General features: G+C 56.3%; 27 protein-coding genes. 7 read left to right on the top strand and 20 right to left on the bottom strand.

The window, feature by feature from the left end:
* Positions 1–8 precede the first annotated feature (8 nt).
* Positions 9–1,331: an MFS transporter gene (locus ACK5JN_RS10240; protein ID WP_416870075.1), complete on the bottom strand. Its 1,323-nt coding sequence runs from the start codon at positions 1,329–1,331 to the stop codon at positions 9–11.
* 194 nt (positions 1,332–1,525) lie between these two features.
* Here ACK5JN_RS10240 and ACK5JN_RS10235 point away from each other — a divergent pair, with 194 nt between their 5' ends.
* A complete protein-coding gene (locus tag ACK5JN_RS10235) occupies positions 1,526–2,359 on the top strand; it encodes a helix-turn-helix domain-containing protein (protein WP_416870074.1) in 834 nt (277 codons plus the stop codon).
* A gap of 33 nt (positions 2,360–2,392) precedes the next feature.
* On the opposite strand, the gene ppnP is transcribed toward ACK5JN_RS10235, so the two are convergent.
* The 4 genes from ppnP to ACK5JN_RS10215 form a co-directional block, all read right to left on the bottom strand.
* Positions 2,393–2,677: a pyrimidine/purine nucleoside phosphorylase gene (gene ppnP / locus ACK5JN_RS10230; RefSeq protein WP_416870073.1), complete on the bottom strand. Its 285-nt coding sequence runs from the start codon at positions 2,675–2,677 to the stop codon at positions 2,393–2,395.
* A 78-nt stretch (positions 2,678–2,755) separates the two neighbouring features.
* Positions 2,756–3,433 carry an AroM family protein gene (locus tag ACK5JN_RS10225; protein ID WP_416870072.1) on the bottom strand — a complete coding sequence of 226 codons (678 nt, stop codon included), beginning with the start codon at positions 3,431–3,433 and terminating at the stop codon, positions 2,756–2,758.
* Positions 3,434–3,714: 281 nt separating this feature from the next.
* Entirely contained in the window at positions 3,715–4,239 is a 525-nt protein-coding gene (gene aroL, locus ACK5JN_RS10220) for a shikimate kinase AroL (RefSeq protein WP_416870071.1), read from the bottom strand.
* Between the two features lie 272 nt (positions 4,240–4,511).
* Positions 4,512–4,964 (bottom strand): YaiI/YqxD family protein, encoded by a 453-nt coding sequence (locus ACK5JN_RS10215; RefSeq protein ID WP_416870070.1) that lies wholly within the window; start codon positions 4,962–4,964, stop codon positions 4,512–4,514.
* A 159-nt stretch (positions 4,965–5,123) separates the two neighbouring features.
* On the opposite strand from ACK5JN_RS10215, the gene proC reads away from it, so the two are divergent.
* Complete coding sequence (proC, locus tag ACK5JN_RS10210; protein WP_416870096.1) at positions 5,124–5,933, top strand: pyrroline-5-carboxylate reductase; 810 nt, start codon at positions 5,124–5,126, stop codon at positions 5,931–5,933.
* A gap of 55 nt (positions 5,934–5,988) precedes the next feature.
* On the opposite strand, the gene ACK5JN_RS10205 is transcribed toward proC, so the two are convergent.
* The 4 genes from ACK5JN_RS10205 to ACK5JN_RS10190 all read right to left on the bottom strand — a co-directional run bounded on the left by ACK5JN_RS10205 (position 5,989) and on the right by ACK5JN_RS10190 (position 9,687).
* On the bottom strand, positions 5,989–6,324 hold the full coding sequence (locus tag ACK5JN_RS10205) for a PsiF family protein (RefSeq protein WP_416870069.1): 336 nt from the start codon (positions 6,322–6,324) through the stop codon (positions 5,989–5,991).
* Positions 6,325–6,423: 99 nt separating this feature from the next.
* Positions 6,424–7,827: an alkaline phosphatase gene (phoA, locus tag ACK5JN_RS10200; RefSeq protein ID WP_416870068.1), complete on the bottom strand. Its 1,404-nt coding sequence runs from the start codon at positions 7,825–7,827 to the stop codon at positions 6,424–6,426.
* Between the two features lie 99 nt (positions 7,828–7,926).
* Positions 7,927–8,187, bottom strand: a complete 261-nt coding sequence (locus ACK5JN_RS10195; RefSeq protein ID WP_416870067.1) for a sigma-S stabilization anti-adapter protein IraP — start codon at positions 8,185–8,187, stop codon at positions 7,927–7,929.
* Between the two features lie 300 nt (positions 8,188–8,487).
* Positions 8,488–9,687 (bottom strand): multidrug efflux MFS transporter, encoded by a 1,200-nt coding sequence (locus ACK5JN_RS10190; RefSeq protein WP_416870066.1) that lies wholly within the window; start codon positions 9,685–9,687, stop codon positions 8,488–8,490.
* A gap of 276 nt (positions 9,688–9,963) precedes the next feature.
* Here ACK5JN_RS10190 and ddlA point away from each other — a divergent pair, with 276 nt between their 5' ends.
* Positions 9,964–11,064 (top strand): D-alanine--D-alanine ligase, encoded by a 1,101-nt coding sequence (gene ddlA / locus ACK5JN_RS10185; protein WP_416870065.1) that lies wholly within the window; start codon positions 9,964–9,966, stop codon positions 11,062–11,064.
* Positions 11,065–11,113: 49 nt separating this feature from the next.
* Here ddlA and ACK5JN_RS10180 read toward each other — a convergent pair whose 3' ends face one another.
* Positions 11,114–11,308 carry a DUF2754 family protein gene (locus ACK5JN_RS10180; RefSeq protein WP_416870064.1) on the bottom strand — a complete coding sequence of 65 codons (195 nt, stop codon included), beginning with the start codon at positions 11,306–11,308 and terminating at the stop codon, positions 11,114–11,116.
* Between the two features lie 249 nt (positions 11,309–11,557).
* Between ACK5JN_RS10180 and ACK5JN_RS10175 the strand changes: the two genes are divergently transcribed.
* Positions 11,558–11,860 carry a DUF2755 family protein gene (locus ACK5JN_RS10175; protein ID WP_416870063.1) on the top strand — a complete coding sequence of 101 codons (303 nt, stop codon included), beginning with the start codon at positions 11,558–11,560 and terminating at the stop codon, positions 11,858–11,860.
* On the opposite strand, the gene ACK5JN_RS10170 is transcribed toward ACK5JN_RS10175, so the two are convergent.
* Both ACK5JN_RS10170 and sbmA read right to left on the bottom strand, forming a co-directional pair.
* A complete protein-coding gene (locus ACK5JN_RS10170; protein ID WP_416870062.1) occupies positions 11,857–12,963 on the bottom strand; it encodes a DUF1615 domain-containing protein in 1,107 nt (368 codons plus the stop codon). The two genes, ACK5JN_RS10175 and ACK5JN_RS10170, sit on opposite strands and share 4 nt — an antisense overlap.
* A gap of 31 nt (positions 12,964–12,994) precedes the next feature.
* Positions 12,995–14,218 carry a peptide antibiotic transporter SbmA gene (gene sbmA, locus ACK5JN_RS10165; RefSeq protein WP_416870061.1) on the bottom strand — a complete coding sequence of 408 codons (1,224 nt, stop codon included), beginning with the start codon at positions 14,216–14,218 and terminating at the stop codon, positions 12,995–12,997.
* 331 nt (positions 14,219–14,549) lie between these two features.
* On the opposite strand from sbmA, the gene ampH reads away from it, so the two are divergent.
* Positions 14,550–15,713 (top strand): D-alanyl-D-alanine-carboxypeptidase/endopeptidase AmpH, encoded by a 1,164-nt coding sequence (gene ampH, locus ACK5JN_RS10160; RefSeq protein WP_416870060.1) that lies wholly within the window; start codon positions 14,550–14,552, stop codon positions 15,711–15,713.
* Here ampH and ACK5JN_RS10155 read toward each other — a convergent pair.
* Positions 15,710–16,330 carry a helix-turn-helix domain-containing protein gene (locus ACK5JN_RS10155; RefSeq protein ID WP_416870059.1) on the bottom strand — a complete coding sequence of 207 codons (621 nt, stop codon included), beginning with the start codon at positions 16,328–16,330 and terminating at the stop codon, positions 15,710–15,712. The two genes, ampH and ACK5JN_RS10155, sit on opposite strands and share 4 nt — an antisense overlap.
* A 393-nt stretch (positions 16,331–16,723) precedes the next feature.
* On the opposite strand from ACK5JN_RS10155, the gene hemB reads away from it, so the two are divergent.
* Positions 16,724–17,698 carry a porphobilinogen synthase gene (gene hemB / locus ACK5JN_RS10150; protein ID WP_065357864.1) on the top strand — a complete coding sequence of 325 codons (975 nt, stop codon included), beginning with the start codon at positions 16,724–16,726 and terminating at the stop codon, positions 17,696–17,698.
* A 111-nt stretch (positions 17,699–17,809) separates the two neighbouring features.
* Positions 17,810–19,516: a lysophospholipid acyltransferase family protein gene (locus tag ACK5JN_RS10145; protein WP_416870058.1), complete on the top strand. Its 1,707-nt coding sequence runs from the start codon at positions 17,810–17,812 to the stop codon at positions 19,514–19,516.
* 42 nt (positions 19,517–19,558) lie between these two features.
* Here the strand turns inward: ACK5JN_RS10145 and hycI are convergent, their stop codons facing one another.
* The 7 genes from hycI to ACK5JN_RS10110 all read right to left on the bottom strand — a co-directional run bounded on the left by hycI (position 19,559) and on the right by ACK5JN_RS10110 (position 25,320).
* A complete protein-coding gene (hycI, locus tag ACK5JN_RS10140; RefSeq protein WP_416870057.1) occupies positions 19,559–20,035 on the bottom strand; it encodes a hydrogenase maturation peptidase HycI in 477 nt (158 codons plus the stop codon).
* A 16-nt stretch (positions 20,036–20,051) separates the two neighbouring features.
* The gene (locus tag ACK5JN_RS10135) at positions 20,052–20,750 is read right to left on the bottom strand and encodes a class I SAM-dependent methyltransferase (protein WP_416870056.1); all 699 of its coding nucleotides are present in this window, start codon (positions 20,748–20,750) and stop codon (positions 20,052–20,054) included.
* 34 nt (positions 20,751–20,784) lie between these two features.
* The gene (locus ACK5JN_RS10130; protein ID WP_416870055.1) at positions 20,785–21,195 is read right to left on the bottom strand and encodes a formate hydrogenlyase maturation HycH family protein; all 411 of its coding nucleotides are present in this window, start codon (positions 21,193–21,195) and stop codon (positions 20,785–20,787) included.
* Complete coding sequence (locus ACK5JN_RS10125; RefSeq protein WP_167576556.1) at positions 21,192–21,959, bottom strand: NADH-quinone oxidoreductase subunit B family protein; 768 nt, start codon at positions 21,957–21,959, stop codon at positions 21,192–21,194. Before ACK5JN_RS10125 ends, ACK5JN_RS10130 begins: the two co-directional genes overlap by 4 nt.
* The gene (locus ACK5JN_RS10120) at positions 21,959–22,501 is read right to left on the bottom strand and encodes a formate hydrogenlyase complex iron-sulfur subunit (protein WP_416870054.1); all 543 of its coding nucleotides are present in this window, start codon (positions 22,499–22,501) and stop codon (positions 21,959–21,961) included. Before ACK5JN_RS10120 ends, ACK5JN_RS10125 begins: the two co-directional genes overlap by 1 nt.
* A gap of 169 nt (positions 22,502–22,670) precedes the next feature.
* Complete coding sequence (gene hycE / locus ACK5JN_RS10115) at positions 22,671–24,380, bottom strand: formate hydrogenlyase subunit HycE (protein WP_416870053.1); 1,710 nt, start codon at positions 24,378–24,380, stop codon at positions 22,671–22,673.
* 16 nt (positions 24,381–24,396) lie between these two features.
* On the bottom strand, positions 24,397–25,320 hold the full coding sequence (locus tag ACK5JN_RS10110) for a respiratory chain complex I subunit 1 family protein (RefSeq protein ID WP_416870052.1): 924 nt from the start codon (positions 25,318–25,320) through the stop codon (positions 24,397–24,399).
* Positions 25,321–25,322: the final 2 nt, after the last annotated feature.

Genomic DNA, 25,322 nt, shown 5'->3' with positions numbered 1-25,322 from the left:
TATTTACCTTACGCTTTACTATGAATGAGTGTTTTCGAGCTGGTGATTTCCCGCTGGTAAAAATAAAAGACCATGACCACTAGCCAGCATAATATTGCCGGGCCAGCGCAACGTACGAGATTAATCGCAGCCAATGAACTGGCGCTTTGTATCACCTGATTTGGAACATATCCGGCCCACTCCATAATAAATCCAGCAAATGCCGCAGAGAGTGCAAAACCGATTTGCATCGATAGCGCATTTAACGAAAAAAGCATCCCATCGCTGCGCTGGCCGGTCATTACCTCTATTCTGTCCGACGTTTCTGCCATCATCCCAGTAATTGCCACCAACAGGACGCCGATCCCGAGACTAAATACTGCGGCCAACGCAAAGTAAATCATTGGCAGCGCCACTGGAGAGAAAATCATAAATATACAGACGCTCCCCATGACCATATAGGTACATTTAGCCGATTGACTATTACCAAATTTAGCGATAAGCCACGGGGCACCTAATGAGCCAATAACTTTACAGGTATAACTCATAAAAATGTATGCGGGGATAAGCTCCGGTTCACGCAGATAATATTTCAGATAATAAATACCGACGCTGTTCTGTAAACCCACGCTAAGGCCAAAGGCGATCATGGCCAGTACCACGCAGCGCACCGCTACGCTACCGTAGGCCTGTTTGATAGCAGCAAAGAAATGCGGTTTACTGCCCGTTGACGCGCTGGCAATCTCTTTCGTCGAAAAGAACAGCATCCAGGAAAAGAGAATACTGAGAATGCCGACAATCCAGCCGACGGCCAGGAAACCGCTGGCGTCATGACCTTTACCAAAAAAGTAAATCAGCGGCATCACCAGTGGCGCAATAATCATCCCCGCCACGTTAGAAAAAGCACGGCTTAGTGCAATCAGCTGGCTGCGCTGGGTAACATCACGCGTCAGGTTGGGAACCAGCCCCCAAATAGCGACATCAATACAGGTAAAGCAGAGCCCCGCGATGTTATAGACGATCAGCGCATAGATAAACTTCATTGTCAGCGACAGATCGGGCACCCAGAACATTAGCACGGTGAACAGGCAAAACGGTAAGGGAACGATCAGCAGCCAGGGGCGGAAACGGCCCCAGCGCGTCTGCGTGCGATCCATTACCGTACCAATAAAAGGGTTTGAGAACGCATCGATCAGCCGCGTGATCAGCAAGATCATTCCCGCCATCGCAGCCGTTAGCCCGAAGACATCGGTATAAAACACCATCAAATAAGACGTTACGACAACGCTAAAAATATCTTTGCTAAATGCGCCGCTGCCGAAACTTAGCTTTTGCCACCACGACAATTCCATAGCCAATCACCTTGAGTAGGATAGTGTTACCAGTCTTATCTAATGCTCCATCGAACACATTACTGACAATGCCAGCTTTGTTCGACAACTGGCAGGCTGAATAAAACGGCGCTGCGCGCTTCACATTTCCGTAAACCAGACTACCTGCTCATGCATTTCTGTGCTGCAATGAAGAAATAGAGGCTGGAGGAGCAATGATGTACCGGATCTTTTTTGATAAATACTTTGCGGCACAAAGCCAGCCAATAGCCGTACATAAAACCAATCCCGAAGTGAACAATATTGAACACGACCATGATTTTGAAGAACTGGTGATCGTCGATCGTGGGAGCGGTACGCATATTTTAAACGGTGAGCCGATAGCCATTCAGACCGGCGACGTTTTTTATATTCAGCGGCAGGACTATCACTATTATGAGAATATGGGCTCGCTTTGCCTGACGAATATACTGTTACGGGATGATATCAAATTCATTAATATCCCTTCATTACATCAGGTTTTAACCAATACGTTTGCCGAGTCATCGTCAAGTATTTACCGGCTGAACCTGCAATACCGTGCCACCTATAATCAACTAATTCAGCAGCTAAGCGAAACGCTGAATCAGCAGGATCCGCTGGTGATCGTTCGTCGTGAAGGGCTATTGCTACAGCTTATCTCACTGCTGAGCTTTCATCGCGTACGTGCGCAGCCCGTGCGAAGCCATAGCGGCATTGAGCCACTGCTCGATGAAATTCGGTTACGCCATACGGGGGAAATTCAGTGGGACGCGCTGTGCGAAAAATACGCTATTTCGCAGCGGACGCTGTATCGCGCAACGCGTAAGCTCACGGGATATTCACCGGAAAACTACCTGCTGCGCCTGCGCCTGAGTACGGCGAAACACATGCTACTTTTCAGCGAGGAATCAATTACCTGGATAGCTTTTGAGTGCGGTTTTATCAACGCTTCGCATTTTTCCCAAAGCTATAAGCGGATTTATAATATTTCCCCTACCGATGAGCGAAAGCGTCGGGGAGGACACTAAACGCCCCTCCAGCCTCAGCAGGAAGGGCAATCATTACAGATAGCGGCACAGATAAGACGTTGGCTCTGCAACCTGCAGGTTAAACTCGCTGTGGCCCGGCACGTTGAAAACTTCCCCGGCAGCGTAGACTTTCCACTCGGTTTCACCCGGTAACAGCACGTTCAGCGCGCCGCTGATGACGGTCATTTCTTCCGGCTGCGCGGTGCCGAAGGTGTACTCGCCTTCCGCCATCACGCCCACGCTTGCACGCCCGGTGCTGCTGCTGGAAAAACCAATGGATTTCACTTTTCCGTCGAAGTATTCGTTACTTTGAAGCATAAACAGGCCCTTATTATCGTGTCGTCAAAAGACCAATATAGGGGGGCGAACAGAAACCTGTCACGCGAAATTCTACCGTTAACACAATAATTCTGCCGCCAGTCTGGCGACCAGCACATTCGACAGTAAAACAGGCACATCCAGCGCTTTTTGTAATAGGTCGCGGTGTCGCTGATGGTAGCTGAGCGAGTCCAGAACCAGCACGTCGGCCCCTCTGTCGAGCAGCGAATGCGCGGCGGAAATGAGATGCTGATCGGTATCGCGAAGCGGATTTGCCAGGGCGTAATAGGGAGAATTCGTCAGCATTTGCCACTTTTCCTGCTGGGCGTCGAGCAACGCTTCCACAGGAACCAGCACGCCAACCTGATGACCGTCGACAATCGAGGAGACCAGCGGCGGAATAATACGCTGCGGCTCAAGCAGCATCGCGTTGCGCGCCACCATACTGCGAAGCTTGAACGTATTCAGCAATAGAATAACGTCATACGACTGATTATCGAGAATTTCAATCACCGCCTGTAGACTTTGTTCAACCTTCGGGCGAGACACTTCAGCAAATTGGTTATCGCTTAACAGGACCAGTAAACGCTCTTCACCGGGTTGGGGTGCATACTCTTCCATGACGTCGGCACGGCTCATTTTGCCTAACAGGCTAATGTGGGTGATCTGATCTTCCCTGATGTGCTCGGTCAAAAGCGGCAAGACTTCACTGACGGGCACCACCCCTATCGTAAGAATCGCCATCGTTGCACTCATGTTATTTACCTTCTGCTTTTCTGAAAGCTTACTTTACAAATAGCCACCTGGATGGATGAAAAATACCGCTCAGAAGCGTAGCACCTGTCGCGGATGACGGAATGTAAAGATTCCAGTTATTTCCAATACTCTCCTGATATATTTTGATTTTAACTTTTTCATAACATACAGAATAGGTAAAAAATGTGATTTGCGCCCGACATAGCCACAAAATAAAAAGGGTTATATCGGCAGCGCTCAGCAGAAGATGAGGAAGAAATGAGGTAAAAGCGGTGGCCCCGCTAGCTGGCGGTCGCCAGGTGCAGGGCGTCAAGGATCAGCGTCACCACGCGCTCTGGCGTGGCGGAAGCGTCAACGATGTAATGTGCGGTTGCGCGGTACAGCGCATCGCGCTGGGCCAGTACGTCGGCAACTTCTTCGCTAATGGGTTTGCCGGTCAGCGTCGGGCGCTGGTCGGCTTCTGGAAAGGCTTCCAGACGACGCGCCAGAACGGGAACCGGCGCATTCAGGTACACCACCACCCCATTCTGGCGCATAAATTCGCAGTTCACCGGGGCGAGAATGATGCCGCCGCCGGTGGCGATAACCGTACCGGGCTGGGTGACGGAGATAAGGGTTTCGGTCTCTCTGCCGCGAAAGCCCTGCCAGCCTTCCGCCGCCACAATATCCGCCACGCTCATACCTGACCGCTGCTGTAACACCTGGTCAGTATCAACAAAACGGAAATCGCAGGCATGGGTAAGCGCTTGACCTATTGTTGTTTTTCCGCAGCCTCTGGCTCCGATCAGAAAAATAGGTTGTGTCATTACCTGGAATTCCCCCTGGTGACGCGACAATGCGGGATCTGTGTGTGAGTCGTGAATCATACCACCAAACTAGTACACAAGTAAGTGTAAACTTTTTATTACAACAAGAGTAATTCTGAACGCTTAATCTGCTTTATAAGCCTACAGAGACCAAGCGTAAAGCGTAAAAAAATAATTCCATAAAGCGTTGCGCTAACAGTACATGAAACCGTCAGGCTTTGACAAGCCGAACGACGCGGCAAAGGTAGCACATTCCGCTGACAGAAATCCCGTCAGCCGCGTTTTACCGCCAGCAGCCACTTATCGAGCTCGGCGGCAAACTGCTGGCGGTCGCGCTGGGAAAGCGCGCTGGGGCCGCCGGTCTGAATACCGCTCGAGCGCATGGTGTCCATAAAGTCGCGCAGGGTCAGACGCTCGCGGATGGTCGCGTCGCTGTAGCGTTCACCGCGCGGGTTCAGCGCCGCGCCGCCCTTCTCCAGCACCTCTGCCGCCAGCGGGATATCGGCGGTAACCACCAGATCGCCGGGCTGACACAGACGCACGATTTCATTATCGGCAACGTCAAACCCCTTCGGCACCACCATGGCGCGGATAAAGCGCGACGGCGGCACGCGCAGATACTGGTTCGCCACCAGCACCAGTTCAATCTGCGTACGGTCTGCGGCGCGATACAGCACCTCTTTAATCACGTTCGGACACGCGTCGGCATCCACCCAAATCGTCATACTCACTCCGGTTAACGCTGGCTTTTAAAGGGCGATTATACGGTAAGCGCGACCCCGGGCGTAATAATGTGCAGCCATCGTCACAAAAGTACGTTACCCATCGCCGGGAATGGCCTATAACAGTACACTACGAAAAAAACAGACAGAGGGAGAGAGATGATGGAGAAGAAAATTGGCTTCATTGGCTGCGGTAACATGGGAAAAGCCATTCTTGGCGGCCTGATTGCCAGCGGACAGGTACTTCCTGGGCAGATTTGGGTTTACACCCCCTCCCCGGATAAAGTCGCCGCGCTGCGCGATAAGTTCGGCATTAACGCGGCGCAAAGCCCGCAGGATGTCGCGCAGATCGCGGATATCGTCTTCGGAGCCGTCAAACCGGGCATTATGGTGAAGGTGCTGAGCGACATCGCCTCCAGCCTGAACAAAGATTCACTGGTGGTCTCCATTGCCGCTGGCGTGACCCTCGATCAGCTGGCACGCGCGCTGGGCCACGATCGTAAAATCGTCCGCGCTATGCCAAACACCCCGTCGCTAGTCAAAGCCGGGATGACGTCGGTTACGCCAAATGCGCTGGTGACGCCGGAAGATATCGCCGACGTGCTGAATATTTTCCGCTGCTTCGGGGAAGCCGAAGAGATTGCCGAACCGATGATTCATCCAGTGGTTGGCGTCAGCGGTTCTGCGCCCGCCTATGTGTTCATGTTTATCGAAGCGATGGCCGATGCCGCCGTGCTGGGCGGAATGCCGCGCGCGCAGGCCTATAAATTTGCCGCCCAGGCGGTGATGGGCTCCGCGAAGATGGTGCTGGAAACCGGTAAACATCCGGGCGAACTGAAAGACATGGTGTGCTCGCCTGGCGGCACCACTATCGAAGCGGTACGCGTGCTGGAAGAGAAAGGCTTCCGCTCGGCGGTGATCGAAGCGATGGCGAAATGCATGGAAAAATCGGACAAGATGAGCAAGTCCTGATGAAACTGGCCCGGCTAACAGTGCCGGGCCAGCAAGCTTGCCATAAACGGTGAACCTATTTTTTCTTCAGACAGGTACTCATAAAGGTTTTCCGCTCGTCGCCCTTCAGGGTCTTCTGAGCCGCCTGCGCGTTACAGTCCTTCATTTTCTGCTGCTGCGGCGTTAACGCTTTGCCATCAGCGGCCGCCCCTTCCCCTTTCAGACAGCTGCTCATATAGGTTTTGCGCTCATCGCCCTTCAGGGTTTTGGCGGTAGCCTGTTGATTACAGCTGCTCATTCGCTGCTGCTGCGGCGTCAGGGTCTTCTCCGGCGCGGCGGCGGTGGTGGCCGCAGAAACGGCGCTGGCCGCAAACAGACCACACAGTAGGGTAACCAGTAATGTTATTTTCATTACACCATCCTTTTGTGAGTAGAACTCTGTAAGTCTGGTCGCTGACAGGAATTTTACCAGACCGGCAGCCGATAATTTGCCGCCGGTCCGGCCGGGGCGTTACAGCCCCAGGGCGGCTTTCATGGTGTAGTAGAGATCGGTCTGATCGGTCAGGCCCACCACGTTAGCGGCATGCGGGCCGTAGGCCGCAATGCGCAGCTGGGTGCCGGTATGCTCCATCGACTCTTCTTCCGAGTTGCCGTAGCTCATCACCATCACGGAACCGTCTTTGGTGTTCAGCGCCTGAGTCAGGCCCGGCGCTTTGGTTTCCGGCGGAATAATCTGGCTGGAGTGCGCGTGGTCGGCGGTGACAATCACCAGCGTATTGCCGTCTTTTTTCGCAAATTCCAGCGCTTTCTGCACCGCTTCGTCGAGATCGACCGTTTCGCCGATCTGGCCGCACGGGTTGGCCGCGTGATCCTGTTTATCGATGGACGCGCCTTCAACCTGCAGGAAGAACCCTTTTTCACTGGTGCTCAGCAGCGAGATGGCTTTGTCGGTCATCTGCGCCAGGGTCGGCACGCTGGCGTCACGCTTCGGATTCGGCGCGCAGGTCACCACCGGTTTGTCGAGGTTGCCGTGATAAGAGGCCTTTGGCCCTTCCCAGCGCACCGGCATATTGCCGTCAGAGAACAGCCCCAGCAGCGGTTTGTCCTGATTGGCCTCGGTGATAGCTGCCAGCGTGGTGGCGTTATCCACTAGCTGGTAGCCGCGCGCCTGCGCCTGTTCGCGCAGGGTTTTGCCCTGCCACTCGCCGGCGGTGGCGGTTTCCGCGAAGGTTTTCGCGCCGCCGCCCAGCGTCACGTCCGGGCGGGCGTTCAGCAGCTGTTCGGTAATCGAGCCTTTGCCGCCTTTTTCCAGCGCGTTGGTCGGGCATTTTTCGCTGGTGACGCTCGGGCCGTAGCATTTACGCGAGGTGACATGCGAAATCAGGGCCGCGGGCGTCGCGTCCTGCAGTTCGGCGGTTGAAACGTTCCCGGTTGCCAGCCCTGCGGCCTTCGCCAGCTCCAGAATGGTCTGGTGATCTTTTTCATGAATATCAACGCCCAGCGCGCCGTTATAGGTCTTCACGCCGGTGCTCCAGGCGGTGGCCGATGCGGCGGAATCGGTCACGTAGTCCGGTTTGCCGGTCTTTTTGTTCAGCGCATAGTGGGTGTACTGGCCGGTCAGCGGCAGCGCGTCGATACCTTTAAAATAGCCGCCCGCGCCTTCAGCGTAGTTGCGGGCGGCGGTAATTTCAGAATCGCCCATTCCATCGCCAATCAGCAAAATCACGTTTTTGGCCTGTTTATTATTGAGGGAGGCGCGAATTGCCTCGGTCTGATCGGCAGATAAACGGCGTGCACCGCCCGGCTGGGTGATATCCCCTTGCGCGGCACGGTTATCGAGAACGGCGGTCTCCGCGTGAGCGGCTGGCAGACCGAGAAGAGGTAATAAAGCAGCAACGATAGCACTGTATTTCACGTTAGTTTCTCCATGTACAAATACTTAAAAAAGAAAACACGGAGACTGTAAGAAAAGAGCGTGACAGTTTAATGACAGCGCTAAATAAGCAGAGACCTACTAATTTTCGGGGGTCAGAAATAACCGTTTGACATGGTTATATAATAATTCGTGATTATGATCGGCGGCATCTTCTGGCGGCGTGAGTTTATTCAGCGTTGCCGCAATATCATTTTCCAGCTGAGCCCGTGGCTCTTGCTTCAAATGCTGTAGCAGCGTGGTCACCACCACCTCAAGCGCATCAACCTGTATACGCAGGGCGTTTGCTTCATCTTCCTTTTCGGCCAGTTTTACCAGCAATTCAGCAATGAAATTTTTCATCGCGCGTTATCCTTGTAGACAGCGATGGGCAGGACACCAGTCCTGTAAAAATAAATAGACCGTGAAAACAGACGGTCTATTCCCCTTTGGCAAGCAGGAATAGGATTACAATATCCAGACAATTCTGCAAGAGTCACTCGCAAAAATATAATCCTCATGAATATCAGGGCATTGTTTTCTTTTTCCGTCAGCGAAACGTTTTGATAGCATAATAATGCAAAGTCATGGCACAAAGTTGAATAAGAAAGGAGTAACACGAGGGAATAACGTTATGCCATTAATTCCCTCGTTAACGTGATATTACTGTCGAACCGGCTGAGTGCGGCGTAGCATAACCGCCAGTTGCCATAGGTTAATCAGCACAATCACCGCCGTGGCAATAAATACCCAGCGGAACCCGGCCATTGCCGATATGGATGCGCCAATCAGCGGCCCGGCCACGTTACCCAGATACATAAACGATTGGTTATAGCCAAATATACGCCCGGTGACGCGCTCGCTAATATATTTGAGCAGCAGCGTTTGCACCGCCGGCAGCATCGCGCCGTCGGCAAAACCGAGAATAAAACGCAGAATGCCAAGCTGGAGCGGCGTGGTCACAAACGACATGGCCAAAAACAGCACCACCGCAAAGATCAGCGTGCCCAGTAAAATACGCGCAGTGCCGATACGGTCGCCCAATTTACCCAGCCGTGGCGCGGAAATCAGCGCCGAGACGCCGGGCACCGCGGCAATCATGCCGCTTAAAAAGGCGATGTTGGTGCTGTCGGGTGACATGGACTTGATAAACAGCGCCAGAATCGGGCTAATCGAGCCGTTGCACAGCTGAATGACCATGGTGGTGACAAACAGGCTAATCACCAGCCCCGGATACGGCAGCGAAGCAAACACCGCCTTGCCGCTCAGCTTCTCGCCCTTTTCCAGCACCGGACGCGCGCCCTCTTTAATCAGAAACAACGTCACCAGGAAGCTCACCATCAGCAGGAACGCGGTGATAAAGAACACCATCCGCAGGCCCACGTGGTCGGCGAGGAAACCGCCGAGCAGCGGTCCGCCGATCACGCCGGTGATCTGCGCCGTGGAGAGAGTGCTGAGCGCCCAGCCGCTGCGCTCGCGCGGCACCTGTGAGGCCACCAGCGCCATCGCGTTGGGAATATAGCCGGACGTTAAGCCCATAATGGCGCGCAGGAAAAAGAGCTGCCAGACGTTGGTGGCGAAAGCCTGGAGCAGAATTGCCACCGCCATCCCGAGCGACGCGCGCAGCAGCATCAGCTTGCGGCCTTTACGGTCGGCGAGGCTGCCCCACATTGGCGAGACGATGGCCGACACCAGGAAGGTGACGCTGAAGGTTAAGCCCGACCACATGGACAGCGACTCGTGCGAGGTCACCCCCAACTGCGCCACGTAAAGCGGTAAAAAAGGCAAAATTTGGCTAATCGCCAGCCCGGTGAAAAAACAGCCGAACCAGACGGAAATAAGGTTAACCTTCCAGGATTCCATAACGACGCGTTTGACTTCAATTGACGAGAACAGGCGATCAGGTTAGCAAGTTGCCCTTCTCGCCGTATTGTCAGAGATGCTTAATCGATTATTTCAGGATTTTATCAGCCAAATAGCCGATTTGTGTGACATATATCACGATAAAATCGCTAGCCGTTAGTGACTTATGCTTAGTGCCTGTAGATGATTTGCGCGGAACGATATGGAAAAGGCAGATAGCCCGCAACGCCCGTGGTATGTTATGTGCTTTGCGTTTGGAATGGATGGAAATAGAGAATGGCAAAGTTGCGGGTTGGGATTGTTTTTGGCGGCAAATCGGCGGAGCACGAGGTCTCCCTACAGTCCGCGAAGAATATCGTAGAAGCGATTGATAAAACGCGTTTTGACGTCGTGCTGTTAGGTATTGATAAGCAGGGACAGTGGCACATCAGCGATGCGCAAAACTATCTGCTCAACCCCCAGGACCCCGCACGTATCGCGCTGCGCCCTTCTGCCACCACGCTGGCCCATATTCCAGGCCGCGAGCACCAGCAGATGATCGACGCCGAAAGCGGCCAGCCGCTGGACGCCATCGACGTGATTTTCCCGATCGTGCACGGTACGCTGGGGGAAGATGGCTCCCTGCAGGGAATGCTGCGCATGGCCAACCTGCCGTTCGTCGGCTCCGACGTGCTAGGCTCTGCCGCCTGCATGGATAAAGACGTCACCAAGCGCCTGCTGCGCGACGCCGGGCTCTCCATTGCGCCGTTCGTTACCCTGACGCGCCGCAACCGCGACAGCTTCACTTTCGATGAGATCAAAACAAAGCTGGGCCTGCCGCTGTTCGTTAAGCCTGCAAACCAGGGCTCTTCGGTGGGCGTCAGCAAAGTCAATAATGCCGAGCAGTATGCCAGCGCCGTGGCGCTGGCGTTCGAATTCGACCATAAAGTGGTGGTAGAACAGGGCATTAAAGGCCGCGAAATTGAATGTGCGGTGCTGGGCAATGACGATCCGCAGGCCAGCACCTGCGGCGAGATCGTGCTGAACAGCGATTTCTACGCTTACGACACCAAGTACATTGATGATAACGGCGCGAAAGTGGTGGTTCCTGCGGCGATCTCCGCGGAAGTGAACGACAAAATCCGCGGTGTGGCGATTGAAGCTTATCAGACGCTGGGCTGTAGCGGCATGGCGCGCGTCGACGTGTTCCTGACCGCCGATAACGCGGTGGTGATTAACGAAATCAACACCCTGCCCGGCTTTACCAATATCAGCATGTACCCGAAACTGTGGCAGGCCAGCGGGCTGGACTACACTTCGCTGATTACCCGTCTGATTGAGCTGGCGCTGGAGCGCCATCAGGCCGATAAGGCGCTGAAAACGTCGATGAACGACTAAAACCACCTTCCGGGGGCGCGGCAATGCGCCCCTGAAACCTCTTCAGCGCCTACTCTTCCCGTCGACGAATAATAAACCCAGCCAGCCAGAAGCTAATCAGCCAGGTTACCAGCCCTACGGCATAGGTTTGCCAGCCTTTTGCCTCGAATCCCAGCAGGCCGACAACGCCGTTAAGAATAAAGATCAGACCGATCGCAAACGCGTAGTAGTGCCAGTCGCGGCGGATTTTTACAGGCAGGTTCATAACGGCTCCATCATAAAAAAAACAGGATGCCATAAACCCGCAACAGCGTCTGTGGTGTGAAAGGCAGTTAGCGAATGTTAAATGGATTTAACGTCAAGCAGAAGTGGGAAATAGCAGAATCGGATCGCAAAACCAGGAATAATCTGGCTCAAAATTTACCATAAATCCGATATTGACAATCGCCATCTGCTGCCACACTCACCGCAGTATCACGCAATCATCCGTCTTCACGTTACCCAGGGGGTCCCAATGACAGATTTTACGTTGTCAAAGCTCATGTTCAGTGGGAAAAAAAAGGCGTCCTCCGCCTCCGGCAACCTGGCGTACGCGCTGTTTGTTCTGCTGTGCTTTTCCGTCGGCGCGCAGCTGCTGTCGCTGGTGCTGCACGCACCGGGTATCTATGAGCACCTGATGCAGATTCAGAACAGCGGACGCCCGCGGGTGGAAATTGGCATCGGCGTGGGCACGCTCTTCGGCGTCGTGCCGTTCCTGGCAGGCTGCGCGATCCTCGGCGTGGTGTCTCTGGTGCACCGCCTGCGCCATCACGATTAGTTGATCGCCATACATTTAGCCCGACGTTCATCAACCCGTTTCGCAAACCACGCGGTAGTTAACTGACGGGTGATTTTCGGGCTTTCCAGCTGGATGCCCGGCAGCATCTCACGAGCCAGCGGTTTCCCCACCTTCTGCTCGGCAATCTTATATACCCCTTTGTACAGCGCGGTGTTTTCAAACGCCTGGCTATCGCCTTTCTGTAGCTGGCGGTGAATTTCCGCGTCGCTTAGCGACAGCTTATCCGCCAGCTTCCTGACCGCTTTTTCGGTGCTGCCCGCTTCATCGCTGCCGTACAGAATCACGTCGCCATCCAGCGCCAGCTTCACGCCGGTCGCCTTGCTGACCGCATACTGGAAAGCCGCGTTGCGGCTGGCGTACCAGCCCGCGTTAAAGTCGGCAAAGCGGTAGAGAGGCGCCGTGTAGTTCGCCGGATAGTTCAACAAATGATAGGTACCAAACCACAGGCCGCCGCGCAGTGAAAACACCTCCTGGCGTACGGTGCCGTCCATTTTCCACGGGTAGTTATCCTGATGCTGTTCGGCGAAGGCGATGCTGACCTGCATCGGCCCGCCGGTATGCACTGGGTTAAGTGAGCCAAACAGCTTCTGCCCCATCGGCACCATATCGATAAAGTCGTCGAAAATGGCGCTCAGCTGTTTTTCCGTTTTCACGTTATCCAGCCGCTCGCTGTAGCTTTTGCCGTTGGGCGAGTTGATTTTCAGCGCGGTGTGCACCAGGAAGACCGGGATATGCATCTTCTCGGCCCGGCGGTCTATCTCCTGCCAGGCGATTTTGCTGAGGTTAGGTACCGACGGATCCGATTGATAGTTCGATTCCTGCTGCGCCACCGCCAGCACCGAGCAGATATTTTCCTCCGTCGGCGCCAGCTTCTGGCTCTCAAAGGTTTTCGCCAGCGCCTGCGCCCAGGCGTCTCGGTCCTTCACGCTGGCGGGCATTTTCTGCCGCACAACGGTCGCCACATCTACCGCTTTTTCGCCCTCTTTCAGCGTCGGCGCCTGCTGGCTGGTACAGGCGCTTAACAGCGCGGCGGCCAGCAGGGTCAGAGCAAACGAACGGTAACGCGTTGTGGCTATCGCCATGGGCTATCCTTATCAAAAATAAACGGTTTTCTTAACTTTGCGGCTGAATGATTTCATCCGGCAGATCTTTATTATCCAGCTCTCGCTCGAAGCTGCGCAGACGTTTGTAGATAGACATCAGCTCCACCAGCGTGGTCCAGGAACTGATCAGATACTGGAACGACCCGCGAACCTGACCGAAAACGTTGGTGATCTGCGTCATCAGACCGAGCGTAATCGTACCGGCAACGATCGACGGAAACAGCAGGAACAAACCGAAAACGTTGTCCACCTGCAGGTACAGAATACGGGCGATGTTGAAATACATGTAGTGGAAATAGAGGCGGAAATAGTTACGGCGCACCGCGCTGAACAGCTCGCGGACGGTCGGCGGCGTGGCGCGCGTAGCGTCATCTTCGCCGTAGACCAGCTCCTTACGGTAGGCGGCTTCAACGCGCTGGTTTTTAAAGTTCAGCCCCGGCAGTTTGATACCAACCACCGCCAGCAGCCCGGTGCCCATCAGCGACCAGACGATTGCGGCAATCACCAGACCGTACGGCACGTGGCCGATAATCGGCAGATTCGGCACGTGCGCCGAAAGCGACACCAGCACCGGCAGGAAGGCTATCAGGGTCATGATGGCGTTAATAAAGCTGGTGCCCATATCTTCCAGCGTTGATGCAAAGCGCATGGTATCTTCCTGCACACGCTGCGCCGCCCCTTCGATATGGCGCAAGCGTTGCCAGTTTACCATGTAATAGTCGTTCATCGCCGAACGCCAGCGGAAAACGTAATGGCTGACAAAGAAGTTATTCAGCACGCCAATAACGACGGCGATCAGCGCGATGCCGAGGAAAATGCCGATTTCCTGATAGAACTGGTTAATCGACACCTTATTTGGTGAAGCCAGCGCGGTCTGAATCAGGTCATAGAACGGCGCGTACCAGGCGTTGATGGCGACGCCCACTTCCACCATAAACCAGGTGACGAAGATAATCAGCGCGGTGCCGAGAATCGACCAGTACTGCCAGCGGTGCGGGCTGCGCATGAACCAGTAGCCGGCAAACAGCCCGACGCACACCAGATAGTAGGCATAAAACATCAGGTAGTTCAGCGACCAGAAACGCGCGGCGCTGATCGGCACATCGTTGCTCGCGCCGGTCAGACGCAGCAGCCAGCTACCGCCGCCCACCTGCCAGAAAATAACCGCGACCATTGCCCAAATAAACGCCGAGAGAAAAAAGGGTCCCGGCTTAGGGAAAAAAGACTTAAACATCGTGCTCTCCTGCTAACTTCTTATGGTTCTGCTTTGTGCTGTGACAACAGAATACCGCCACGGATCATTTTTACCGTAAAGAGGTATTAGGCAATGTAACTGTGCAATCAGACCGGAAAATACCGCCAGAGTTCGCCGACGGTCGGCGTATCTATCATACGCGCCGGATCACAAAAGTGCGCATCCGCGCGGCGGAAACATCACCGCGTTTACGCTCGGTTACGTTTTTCCCGCTATCATACCGTTTAATGGCGCTGTGCCTGATGCCGATTCGATGTATTTTTAGTATAAATACGCGTTACTCTCCCATTTCAATTCATGGATGCTTCCGTTGAAACGTAGTCTGCTTTTTTCTGCCGCGCTGTGCGTGGCGTCATTGACCTCGGCGCAGGCTGCTCAGCCACAGCCGATTACCGCGCCCGCGTTTGCGTCCGATATTGTTGACCGTTACGCCAACCATATTTTTTATGGCAGCGGCGCCACCGGCATGGCGCTGGTCGTCATTGACGGCAACCAGCGCGTGTTCCGCAGCTTTGGCGAAACCCGCCCGGGCAACAACGTGCATCCGCAGCTCGATTCGGTGGTTCGCATCGCCTCGCTGAGCAAGCTGATGACCAGCGAAATGCTGGTGAAACTGCTCGATCAGGGCGTGGTGAAGCTCGACGACCCGCTGAGTAAATATGCACCGCCGGGCGCACGGGTGCCCACCTACAACGGTACGCCAATTCGACTGGTCAACCTGGCGACGCACACCAGCGCCCTGCCGCGCGAGCAGCCGGGCGGCGCGGCGCATCGCCCGGTCTTCGTCTGGCCAACCCAGTCGCAGCGCTGGAGCTACCTGTCGACGGCGAAACTGCATGCCGCGCCGGGATCACAGGCCAGCTACTCTAACCTGGCCTTCGACCTGCTGGCCGATGCGCTGGGCAACGCCGCGCACAAACCTTATCCACAGCTGTTTGAAGAGCAAATCACCCGCCCGCTGGGCATGAAGGACACCACCTTTACGCCGTCACCGGACCAGTGCGGCCGCCTGATGGTGGCTGAAAAAGGAGCCAGCCCGTGCAACAACACGCTGGCGGCGATGGGCAGCGGCGGGGTGTACTCGACGCCGGGCGACATGATGCGCTGGATGCAGCAGTATCTGTCCTCAGATTTCTACCAGCGCAGCAACCAGGCCGACCGGATGCAGACGCTGGTCTACAAACGCAACCAGCTCACCCGCGTGATCGGCATGGACGTGCCGGGCCACGCCGACGCGCTGGGCCTCGGCTGGGTGTATATGGCACCGAAAGATGGCCGCCCGGGCATTATTCAGAAAACCGGCGGCGGTGGCGGCTTTATCACCTATATGGCGATGATTCCGCAGTCTAACGTCGGCGCGTTTGTGGTGGTCACCCGCTCGCCGTTAACTCGTTTCGTGAATATGAGCGACGGCATTAATGAGTTAGTGACCGAACTGAGCGGTAATAAAGCTAACGTTATTCCCGCCTCTTAATATTCAGAAGGCAAACGCGTTATCGCCACGAGTTTGCCTTTTTCCATCTGGATATATCCCCCCTGGCGTAGCGCAGCTAACACTTCGGCAATCACCGAGCGCGATATTCCTGTACGCTGCTGAATATAATTCAACACACCAATACGTGCGCGAATATTCTCGTCCCAGCTGACCATCATTAATAACGTGGCGCGAATCTGATGATAATGGTTGGCGCCAATCAGCTGTTTATCACGCTGCTCCAGCATGCGCGTCTGCCACGCCATCCAGTAAAAGGCCTCTCGCCACAGCTGGTAGCGGTCAAGACACTGGAGGGTCTCTTTTGCCGGCAGGTAATACCCCCGACATTCGGCTTCAGCGGTAAGCGTATAGTGGTTGTGAAGCGGGCTGGCCGCCGCGGCGAGGCCCAGAATCGACGGGCCTTGAATCAGGCCAATGTGCCGCTCTTCCTGGCGCAAAGAGATCGCCCCTTTTTGCAGCACAAGGGTCATCTCGCTCAGGCTGCAGTCACCCGGCAGAACATTCTGCCCCGGCAGCAGATTAACGCTCACGCCACGCGGCGCGAGATGTTTATCGAGCGCAATAAATTCGCTATGTGGCTTACTTAAATAAGGCATGTTATGCAATCCGTGCAAATATACCCATCATCGTGATGGATATAACATCCTAAGATACACAGAGAAGATCCGGCTCTGTATGCGGCAGGTCCGAAAAAGAACCAGGCCAACATAATAAAAAACTTTTTCACGCTGTACAGTAAAAACTTTTAAAAAATCGCCTTAAAAACCTCAACCCCGCATAAATAAAATGCAAACCTCACGATTAAATATATTTCACAGTACAATAATAAAAAATAGATATTTATACTCCGAAGTGGGTATTAAGGAATATCTTACCGCAGTGCGACGTTTCGCCGGGCGGTGCGCGATACATAACCACCACTTTAGTAAAACATCCTCCTGCTGATTCGGTTACACTAAGGCTCTTATTTCACAAACATCAGGCATACCATGACAGACTTACTCCATCGCCCCCGTCGCCTGCGCAAATCCGCTGCGCTGCGCGCCATGTTTGAAGAGACAACACTGAGCTTAAACGACCTGGTGTTGCCGATCTTTGTTGAAGAAGAAATCAACGATTACAAAGCCATCGAGGCCATGCCGGGCGTGATGCGCATTCCAGAGAAGCATCTGGCGCGCGAAATTGAACGCATCGCTAACGCGGGCATCCGCTCGGTGATGACCTTTGGTATTTCTCACCACACCGACGACACCGGCAGCGACGCCTGGAAAGAAGACGGCCTGGTGGCGCGCATGTCGCGCATCTGCAAGCAAACCGTACCGGAAATGATCGTCATGTCCGATACCTGCTTCTGCGAATATACCTCTCACGGCCACTGCGGCGTGCTGTGCGATCACGGCGTCGATAACGATTTAACCCTTGCCAATCTTGGCAAACAGGCGGTGGTTGCCGCCGCTGCCGGCGCGGATTTCATCGCCCCGTCTGCCGCAATGGACGGCCAGGTACAGGCCATTCGCCAGGCGCTGGACGCGGCGGGCTTTACCGATACCGCGATCATGTCCTACTCCACCAAGTTCGCCTCCTCGTTCTACGGCCCGTTCCGTGAAGCGGCCGGTACCGCGCTGAAGGGCGACCGCAAAACCTATCAGATGAACCCGATGAACCGCCGCGAGGCGATTCGCGAATCGCTGCTCGATGAAGCTCAGGGTGCCGACTGCCTGATGGTCAAACCGGCGGGCGCGTATCTCGATATCCTGCGCGATATCCGTGAACGTACCGAACTGCCGATTGGCGCTTACCAGGTCAGCGGCGAGTACGCGATGATCAAGTTTGCCGCACAGGCCGGCGCGATTGACGAAGAGAAAGTGGTGCTGGAAAGCCTCGGCGCCATCAAGCGCGCGGGCGCGGACCTCATCTTCAGCTACTTCGCCCTCGATTTAGCCGAGAAGAAAATTCTGCGCTAATGCCCACAACGCCCCGCCATGCGGGGCGTTTTGCCATAAAACGTCACCAAACCGCCATCGAATCGACATCTCGCCCTTCTACTGTCACAGCAGGACAGAGGAGGAGCCGCTATGTTTAGTCTCGACAATGTCATCGACGACCTGTGGCCAGAGGCGAGGCCCGCCCCCTGGCAAAAGAAAGTGCTCAGAAAGCTGCTGCATGAAGAAGAGTTTCAACAGTTTGCTGCCCGCCACCACCACCTGAAAGGTCTGGATACCGTCGAACAGGTGCTGGAACACCTCAATATCCACTGCGACATTCCGCTGCGCAGCCTGGAAAACATTCCCGAGCAAGGTCCCCTGGTGATCATCGCCAACCACCCTACCGGCACGCTGGACGGTCTGGCCCTGCTGTATGCGGTTTCCCGCGTGCGCCGCGACGTCAAAGTGGTCACCAACCGGCTGCTGACGCACCTTGAGCCGCTCAGCTCGCTGTTTATCCCGGTGGACAATATCAACGGCCGTACCGCCAAATCCGCGCTCCAGCAGATGGACAGCCAGCTGCACAGCGGCGGCGTGCTGATCTTCTTCCCGGCAGGAGAAGTGTCGCGCCTGACGCGTCGCGGCATCCGCGATAAAAAATGGCACTCCGGCTTTATAAAACTAGCCGCCAAATACCGCGCGCCGCTGCTGCCCGCATGGATTGACGCGCGCAATAGCCCACTGTTTTACGCCAGCACGCTGGTGTCGCCAAACCTGCCGCTGCTGCTGCTAATGCAGCAGATGTTCCGCCGCCGCAACAGCAGCCTGCCGTTGACCCTTGGCGAACAAATTTCGTGGGCCGCATGGTTTAATCCGCAGTCCACGCCGCACGAAATGACCGACAGATGCTATCGCCACCTGCGCAAGTTAGGCAAAGGGCTACCGGGGGTGTTTAAAACCGAAAGCGCGATTGCTCGCCCGGAACCGCGCGCGCTGCTTAAACGCGAGCTTGCGCAGGCGGAGTGCCTGGGGCGCACGGCGGACGGTAAAATGATCTATTTATGGCAGCGTAACGGTCAGGAAGACGTGCCGCTGCTGCGCGAGCTGGGGCGTTTGCGTGAAATCGCCTTCCGCGCAGTGGGCGAAGGCAGCGGCAAGCGCCGCGACGTAGATGGTTACGATGACGACTATTTGCATCTGATCCTGTGGGACGACGAGGATCTGGAAATTGTCGGTGCCTACCGCTTTATGCCCACCGCCGTGCAGCTGAAACAGCGCGGGCTGGACGGTATCTACAGCTACAGCCTGTTCCACTACGATACGCGGATGGATGATATTCTTCAGCACGGCATTGAGCTGGGACGCAGCTTTATTCAGCCGCGCTACTGGGGACGCCGCGGGCTGGACTATCTGTGGTCCGGCATCGGCGCGTATCTGGCCCGCTACCCGCACTACCGCTACATGTTCGGCCCGGTGTCGATCTCCGGCGGGCTGCCGCCGTCAGCGCGCGACCTGCTGGTTGCATTCTACCGCCTGTGGTTCCCGGCGACGCATCCGCTGGCGGAATCACGCCGCCCTTACCCTGCGTCGTTACCCGACGTGCTGGCGCAGTTTGGCGGCGAAGATTATAGCGAAGACCTGACGCGACTGAAGTCGCTGCTCGGCAACCTCGGCTGCGGCATTCCGCCGCTCTACAAGCAATATTCTGAAGTCTGCGAGCCGGGCGGCGTGCAGTTTATCGACTTTGGCAGCGACCCGGACTTTAACAACTGCGTGGATGGGCTGGTGCTGGTGGACTTAACCTATCTGAAGGCAAACCGCTATCAGCGCTATATCGGGGCGCATCTGGGCGGGTAGTTTCCCCTCTCCTGAAGGGAGAGGGTCAGGATGAGGAGCGCGTTACTCCTCATCCTCCTGCGCTTCCAGCTGCGCAAAGCCGCCGTGCCCCTGCCAGCCTTCCAGCCGTTGATACACCACTTCCACCGCGTCTTTAATCGCCTCGGTCATCGGGTAATAGAAGCCGACGATATCCGGCTGAATACCGAGGAAAACCACCTCACCCACGTCATCTTTCAGCTGATCCACCAGGTAGTTCAGCGGCATATTATGGGTGGTCATCATAAACATCTCGGCGATATCGTCCGGGTCGATGATGCGGATTTCGCCGGGGTTCAGCCCTATGTCGGTAGCGTCGACAATCAGCAGGCGATCGGGATTCAGCTCGCGGATCGCCACGATGTCGTTCTCCGGCGCGCTGCCGCCGTCAATCACCACCCACGCCCCTTTCGGCTGGGCAAGGCACTTTTCTGCCAGCAGCGGACCCGCGCCATCATCGCCCATCATGCTGTTGCCGACACAGAGTAAAACGTCAGTCATGTTAATACCTCGACCGTCAAATTTTGCGTAAAGAGAAAAAAAGAAAGCGAGGCGCAGTCGTCAGCTTGTGCCACGCGTCCGGAAACGCCGCCTCAACTTCTGGCTGTGGCATCGGTTCATCAATCTGCTCGATAAGAAAACCGGCCTGCGTAATCGACCGCAGCATGGATGCCAGCGGGCGATGCCAGAAACGCATCGTCACATTGCAATCGCCACGCTGCCAGGTTTCTTCAAAGTCGTAGGTGGTAAAATAGCTCTCCCCCTGCGCGGGGTCATGATCCATAAACGGATGATGTGTAGAAAAAACCAGCCGACCGCCCGGCTTTAGCAGGCGATGAAACTCCGCCAACGGCGGCCCCCACTCTTCAAGATAGTGCAGCACCAGCGCTGAGAGGATGAGATCAAATCGCGCGTTCGGATAGGGCAGAGGTTGTGCCAGATCCACCTGCCGCAACGGTACTGCGTCTCCCAACCGTCGCTGCGCCAGCGCCAGCAGCCCGGCGCTCAGATCGCAACCTTCAACCATCGCCCCCGCCGCCTGCAAAGCCAACGCATGCGCCCCTGCACCGCAGCCCGCATCCAATACCTTCAGCCCGGCAACGTCTCCCGCCATGGTCAGAATCGCCGGGCGTTCATAGCCGGCATTCCAGGCGTTATTTTCATTGTCGGCGCTGTAGGCTGCCGCCATGGCGTCATAGTTGTTCGCGTTCATCATCAATCTCTGTACAGAGCAATGGCAACACTGTAGCTCAGTCACGCAGGCGACGCACCATCAGATAGATGGCGCTCTCCTGATGAATCGCGTGCAGCATATTGAGCATCGCCTGGCTCCACTCTTTTTGCTGCGGCGTTTGTCGCGCTCGCGCGCTATCAAAAGCGTGGGCCAGCATCGACACGTGGTTGCTGTCGATAACGATTTCGCCATACTTCGGCACGCCTTCCATTTTGCGCCGCGCCGTACTGCCCTCTTCCAGGGTGGCAATCCACGCCCGGTAGTCGTCCCACGGGCAGGTCAGCGCGGCTTCGAGGCAGTCGATGACCCCGAGGTGGTGGCCAATCGCCAGGCTGTAATAGACAACCTGCTGCGCCTCATCGGGCGTCGCATCGTTCTCATCAATAAATTTACGGCTCAGTTGACTGAACACCACCTGTTCGCTCATCGAATACGTGCCTCTTCTACTACGTGGTTAAGCTGCGTGACAATTTCCGTCAGGCGCGGATCGTTTTCCGTCTCCAGCCACTGCTGGACCTGAGCATCGCCCTGGTTCAGACGCAGCATATAGTCGTCGGCAATCTGACGACCGTAGCGGTAGCCCGCCAGACGACGCGCGGCGCGGTCAACCTGCACGCGCAGCGGCTGGACCATGTCCGGATGCAGCAGCTGCGCAGGCTGCGCGTCCAGCTCGCCCGGCGCGCGGGCGTGGATTTTCTGCTCCAGCAGGCCCAGCGCCATGGCGAAGCCGTACAGCGTCGCTGCGGGCGTCGGCGGGCAGCCAGGAATGTAGACATCTACCGGCACGATTTTGTCGGTGCCGCCCCAGACGCAGTACAGGTCGTGGAAGATACCGCCGCTGTTGCCGCAGGCCCCGTAGGAGATACAAATTTTCGGGTCAGGCGCGGACTGCCAGGCGCGCAGCGCCGGAGAACGCATAGCGCGGGTGACCGCCCCGGTGAACAGCAGAATGTCGGCGTGACGCGGCGACGGCACCACTTTAATGCCGAAGCGCTCGGCGTCGAACAGCGGCGACAGAGTAGCAAAAATCTCAATCTCGCAGCCGTTACAGCCGCCGCAGTCAACGCGGTAAACATAGGCGGAACGTTTAATATTTTTCAGCAGCGATGCTTTCATGCTGGCGATAGATTCCTCTACCGTCATCGGCACCGGCATACCGTTGGCGTCGCGCGGCCCAATTAAGTTGCTCATCAGATGGCCTCTTTCATGTGGCGGGTCAGGTCAATACGGTCGGAAGGCACCAAACATTTCTGACGCTTACATTCCGGGCAGGTCTCAAAGCTTTCGCGGTGGTGTTCCGCGCGGCTGTCGCCGTTGTGCTTGAGGATTTCAATCGCGTAATCAATCTCTTTCTGCACGGCAAACGGACGGTTACACACGCGGCAGTTGCAGATATCAAAGCGGGACTGTTGCAGGAAATCTTCTTTTTTCCACACCGCCAGCTCGTACTCCTGCGACAGCTTGATCGCCGCCGTCGGGCACACTTCTTCACAGCGGCCGCAGAAGATGCAGCGACCGAGATTGAACTGCCACGCCAGCTGGTTAGCCGCGCGGTCGGTCTCTACGGTCAGCGCGTTCGACGGGCAGGCGTTGACGCACGCCGCGCAGCCGATGCACTGCTGCGGGTTATGCTCCGGCTTGCCGCGGAAGTTTTTATCAACCGGCATCGGCTCCAGCGGGTAAGACGATGTCGTGGTGCCGGTTTTGATGACTTTTTTAATAAAGGTAAACATAGTTGCTCCCGGATTACGTGCGGTGTTTTTACCCTCACCCTAGCCCTCTCCCTGGAAGGGAGAGGGGACAGAACGGTGTCGTCAGTAAATACGCACGCGATCTGCCCTTCCCCCTCGCCCCTTTGGGGAGAGGGTCGGGGTGAGGGGAATCCCCCACGCAATGCCCCAATTATTTCAGCGGCGAGTTCTTACGCTCAATGCTGTAGCGCTCAAGCTCTTTGTACGGCACGACCTTGCTCTTCTTCTTACGCACGTCGACCACGGTCATGCGGTCAGTACAGGAGTAGCAAGGGTCGAGGCTACCGATGATCAGCGGCGCATCGGATACGGTGTTGCCGCGCAGCATGTAGCGCAGGGTCGGCCAGTTAGCGTAGGTCGCCGCGCGGCAGCGCCAGCGGTACAGCTTCTGGTTGTCGCCGGTCATGCTCCAGTGGATATCGTCACCGCGCGGCGCTTCGGAGAAGCCCAGCGCGAAGCGGTGCGGAATGTAGGTGAAACCTTCCACCGCCAGCGGGCCGCCCGGCAGGTTATCCAGACCGTAGTCAATCATGTTCAGCGCGGTGAACACTTCGTTGATACGCACTTTCAGACGGGAGATCACGTCACAGCCCTGCTCGCTGTGTACTTCCATCGGCAGCAGGCCATAGCCGACAAACGGGTGATCGGCGCGAGTATCGCGGGCGTGGCCGCTGGCGCGAACCATCGGGCCGACGTTACTGAAGTCGCGGGCAATTTCCGGGTCCAGGCGGCCAATACCGACGGTGCGCTGTTCCATGTTCGGGGTGCTCAGCAGAATATCCACCAGGTCCTGCACGTCGCGGCGCATCTGCTGCGCCAGCTGACGGGTCTGGATCATGTCGTCTTTCAGGAAGTCGCGACGGATACCGCCAATCAGGTTCAGGCCGTAGGTCTTACGCGCGCCGGTGAGGATTTCCGCCATTTTCATGGAGGCTTCACGCACGCGGAAGAACTGCATAAACCCGGAGTCGAAGCCGGTGAAGTGGCACGCCAGGCCGAGGTTCAGCAGGTGCGAGTGCAGACGCTCCACTTCCAGCAGAATGGCGCGGATCATCTGCGCGCGTTCCGGTACCACGATACCCATCGCGTTTTCGACGGAGGTGGTGTAGGCGGTGCTGTGGGCAAAGCCGCAGATGCCGCACACGCGGTCCGACAGGAAGGTCACTTCGTTGTAACCCATGCGGGTTTCCGCCAGCTTTTCCATGCCGCGGTGGACATAGAACAGACGGTAATCGGCATCGATGATGTTTTCGCCGTCCACGAACAGGCGGAAGTGGCCCGGTTCGTCGGAGGTCACGTGCAGCGGGCCAATCGGTACCACGTTGTTTTTCTTGCTGCCCAGCTCGTTGATGAACTCGTAGGTTTCCGCGTCGGTAGTCGGCGCCGGGCGCTGACGGTAGTCCATGCTGTCTTTACGCAGCGGATACAGCTCGTCCGGCCAATCGTCCGGCAGCACCAGACGACGTTCATCCGGCAGGCCGACCGGGATCAGGCCGTACATGTCGCGCACTTCGCGCTCGCCCCACACGGCGGCAGGCACGCGCGGCGTGACCGACGGGTATTCCGGTTTATTGGCGTCCACTTCCACGCGCACGGTGATCCAGCACTTAGTGCCGGATTCCATCGACAGCACGTAGTACACCGCGTAATGCCCGTTCAGCTTACGTTCATCGTTGCCGAACAGCACCGACAGCCAGCCGCCCTGCTGGTAGTAAAGAAACTCGACGACTTCCGGCAGGTAGTTCACCTTGACGGTAATCGTTAACTGGTCTTTGGTCTGCCAGGCTTCGTCCAGCACCACGCCGGGGAAGGCCTGGTGCAGCGCAGCGAGGTAGTGTTGACCCACTTTTTCTTCAGACATGCTCAAAACTCTCTTATCACGCCACCAGCAAGGAGACGAAGGCTAAAAAGGCTAAACCGAAGCCGGTCCAGGTAATACGGCCGGTTATATCCAGACGCAGACGCGCCATGCTGTTTTCGAACAGGGCGATAATCAGCACGCCGACCACCAGCTTGACGATGGCGGCAACGATCGCGATAACCAGGCCGCTGACGCTAAAGCTGGTCATCTGGCCCCACGGGATAAACACGCCGACGAACATCTGCAGCACCACCAGCTGTTTCAGGCTGATGCCCCACTTCAGCACGCCGAAGCCGCTGCCGCTGTACTCGGACAGTGGGCCTTCCTGCAGCTCCTGCTCCGCTTCCGCCAGGTCGAACGGCAGTTTGCCCATTTCGATAAAGGTGGCGAACGCGCAGGCGCAAAAGGCCAGCGCCAGCGGGATGCTGCGGCTCAGCGGCCAGTGGTAAATCGTGTCGGTGATGTTGCTGATGTGCGTTGAACCCGCCACCAGCCCGGCGACCCACAGGCCGAGCAGCAGAATCGGCTCCACCAGCACGCCGAGCATCGCTTCACGGCTGGCGCCGATGGCGGTGAACGGGCTACCGGTGTCCAGACCGGCAATCGCGAAGAAGAAACGCGCCACCGCGAACAGGTAGATCAGAGTGATCAGGTCACCCAGACCCGGCAGCGGCGACGCCACGGTGACTACCGGCAGTGCGGTGGCGATGGTCAGCATCACGCCAACCATCACAAACGGCGTCAGGCGGAAAACCCAGCCGGACGCATCCGGGCCAATGCTCTGACGACCCAGCAGTTTGATGATGTCGCGATACTCCTGCATCACGCCCGGCCCGCGACGGTTATGCAACCGGGCGCGGCAAACGCGGGTAATACCGGAGAGCAGCGGCGCGACGGCGAACAGCACCAGCGCCTGCAATAAAGCAAATAAGACCGTCATGT

Origin of the sequence: Kluyvera sp. (assembly GCF_047971185.1) — a bacterium.
Lineage (GTDB): Bacteria > Pseudomonadota > Gammaproteobacteria > Enterobacterales > Enterobacteriaceae > Kluyvera.
This window is presented reverse-complemented; position numbering and strand designations above follow the sequence as displayed.